A 3334-nucleotide genomic window follows, 5' to 3' on the forward strand; every position below is an offset into this window, starting at 1 on the left:
TACATTGCCCGGCGACGACCTACTCTCACAGGGGGAAGCCCCCTACTACCATCGGCGCTGAAAAGCTTAACTTCCGTGTTCGGGATGGGAACGGGTGTGACCTCTTCGCCGTAACCACCAGACAATGTTTTTCATCGAAAGAACGCTGTTCTCTCAAAACTAGATAAGAAAGTCGGTCTGTGCGTGACCGTTTAGAACCAGAATGCCATTCTTTTGGTTAAGTCCTCGATCGATTAGTATTTGTCCGCTCCATATGTCGCCATACTTCCACTCCAAACCTATCTACCTGATCTTCTTTCAGGGATCTTACTTTCCGAAGAAATGGGAAATCTCATCTTGAGGGGGGCTTCACGCTTAGATGCTTTCAGCGTTTATCCCTGCCACACATAGCTACCCAGCGATGCTCCTGGCGGAACAACTGGTACACCAGCGGTGTGTCCATCCCGGTCCTCTCGTACTAAGGACAGCTCCTCTCAAATTTCCTGCGCCCGCGACGGATAGGGACCGAACTGTCTCACGACGTTCTGAACCCAGCTCGCGTGCCGCTTTAATGGGCGAACAGCCCAACCCTTGGGACCGACTACAGCCCCAGGATGCGACGAGCCGACATCGAGGTGCCAAACCTCCCCGTCGATGTGGACTCTTGGGGGAGATAAGCCTGTTATCCCCGGGGTAGCTTTTATCCGTTGAGCGATGGCCCTTCCATGCGGAACCACCGGATCACTAAGCCCGACTTTCGTCCCTGCTCGACTTGTCAGTCTCGCAGTCAAGCTCCCTTGTGCCTTTACACTCTGCGAATGATTTCCATCCATTCTGAGGGAACCTTTGGGCGCCTCCGTTACTCTTTAGGAGGCGACCGCCCCAGTCAAACTGCCCACCTGACACTGTCTCCCCACGCGCTAAGCGTGGCGGGTTAGAATGGTCATACAGCCAGGGTAGTATCCCACCATTGCCTCCTCGTAAGCTAGCGCTCACGTCTCTTCGGCTCCTACCTATCCTGTACAAGCGGTACAAACATTCCATATCAGGTTGCAGTAAAGCTCCACGGGGTCTTTCCGTCCTGTCGCGGGTAACCTGCATCTTCACAGGTACTATAATTTCACCGAGTCTCTCGTTGAGACAGTGCCCAGATCGTTGCGCCTTTCGTGCGGGTCGGAACTTACCCGACAAGGAATTTCGCTACCTTAGGACCGTTATAGTTACGGCCGCCGTTTACTGGGGCTTCAATTCGTACCTTCGCCGAAGCTAAGCACTCCTCTTAACCTTCCAGCACCGGGCAGGCGTCAGCCCCTATACGTCACCTTACGGTTTTGCAGAGACCTGTGTTTTTGCTAAACAGTCGCCTGGGCCTATTCACTGCGGCTCTCTCGGGCTTGCACCCTAATAGAGCACCCCTTCTCCCGAAGTTACGGGGTCATTTTGCCGAGTTCCTTAACGAGAGTTCTCTCGCTCACCTTAGGATTCTCTCCTCATCTACCTGTGTCGGATTGCGGTACGGGCAGTACTCGTCTAACTAGAGGCTTTTCTTGACAGCGTGAAATCAGGAACTTCCGTACTTTATTTCCTTCCCCATCACAGCTCATGCTTCGCGAGAAGCGGATTTGCCTACTTCTCACACTCACTGCTTGGACGCACATATCCATCCGTGCGATTCCCTATCCTTCTGTGTCACCCCATTGCTCAAACAACTAGCACTGGTACAGGAATATCTACCTGTTGTCCATCGCCTACGCCTATCGGCCTCAGCTTAGGTCCCGACTAACCCTGGGCGGACGAGCCTTCCCCAGGAAACCTTAGATATTCGGTGGACGGGATTCTCACCCGTCTTTCGCTACTCATACCGGCATTCTCACTTCTAAGCGCTCCACCAGTCCTTCCGGTCTGACTTCACCGCCCTTAGAACGCTCTCCTACCACGAACCTCCAAAGAGGTTCATCCACAGTTTCGGTAATATGTTTAGCCCCGGTACATTTTCGGCGCGGGGTCACTCGACCAGTGAGCTATTACGCACTCTTTCAATGGTGGCTGCTTCTAAGCCAACATCCTGGTTGTCTATGCAACCCCACATCCTTTTCCACTTAACATATATTTTGGGACCTTAACTGGTGGTCTGGGCTGTTTCCCTTTCGACTACGGATCTTATCACTCGCAGTCTGACTCCCGAGTATAAGTACATGGCATTCGGAGTTTATCTGAATTCGGTAACCCGAGAAGGGCCCCTAGTCCAAACAGTGCTCTACCTCCACGACTCTTTACCTCGAGGCTAGCCCTAAAGCTATTTCGGAGAGAACCAGCTATCTCCAGGTTCGATTGGAATTTCTCCGCTACCCACACCTCATCCCCGCACTTTTCAACGTGCGTGGGTTCGGACCTCCAGTGAGTATTACCTCACCTTCATCCTGGACATGGGTAGATCACCTGGTTTCGGGTCTACGACCTGTTACTCATGCGCCCTATTCAGACTCGCTTTCGCTACGGCTCCGCTTTTTCCGCTTAACCTTGCAACAAATCGTAACTCGCCGGTTCATTCTACAAAAGGCACGCTATCACCCATTAACGGGCTCTAACTACTTGTAGGCACACGGTTTCAGGAACTGTTTCACTCCCCTTCCGGGGTGCTTTTCACCTTTCCCTCACGGTACTGGTTCACTATCGGTCACTAGGGAGTATTTAGCCTTGGGAGATGGTCCTCCCGGATTCCGACGGAATTTCACGTGTTCCGCCGTACTCAGGATCCACTCTGGAGGGAAAATGATTTCAATTACAGGGCTGTTACCTTCTTTGGCGGGCCTTTCCAGACCACTTCGTTTACCACTTTCTTTTGTAACTCCGTATAGAGTGTCCTACAACCCCAAGAAGCAAGCTTCTTGGTTTGGGCTCTTTCCGTTTCGCTCGCCGCTACTCAGGAAATCGATTTTTCTTTCTCTTCCTCCAGGTACTTAGATGTTTCAGTTCCCTGGGTCTGCCTTCCTTACGCTATGTATTCACATAAGGATACTATCCGACTAAAGATAGTGGGTTCCCCCATTCGGAAATCTCTGGATCAACGCTTACGTACAGCTCCCCAAAGCATATCGGTGTTAGTCCCGTCCTTCTTCGGCTCCTAGTGCCAAGGCATCCACCGTGCGCCCTTTCTAACTTAACCATGTGGTTTGTTGTGCTTACGCACACACCACGGGTATGTTCCTAACGTCTACGAGCCAGCGATGGCCGTATCGGTTAGTTGAAAGGTTACTTTCAGTTGATTCTCGGTTCTTACTTGGTTGGTACAAGTCAAAGACTTATACCGCACTTTACTAACTTTCTTATCTAGTTTTCAAAGAACAACTTTCTT

General features: G+C 51.4%; 2 rRNA genes. Both read right to left on the bottom strand.

Going from position 1 to position 3334, the window contains the following annotated elements:
* Window positions 1-6: 6 nt before the first annotated feature.
* Window positions 7-122, bottom strand: a 5S ribosomal RNA gene (rrf, locus tag EP58_RS10535).
* A gap of 91 nt (window positions 123-213) precedes the next feature.
* Window positions 214-3145: ribosomal RNA gene (locus EP58_RS10540) — 23S ribosomal RNA — on the bottom strand.
* Window positions 3146-3334: the final 189 nt, after the last annotated feature.

It is taken from the genome of Paenilisteria newyorkensis (genome assembly GCF_000766145.1).
Classification (GTDB): domain Bacteria; phylum Bacillota; class Bacilli; order Lactobacillales; family Listeriaceae; genus Listeria_A; species Listeria_A newyorkensis.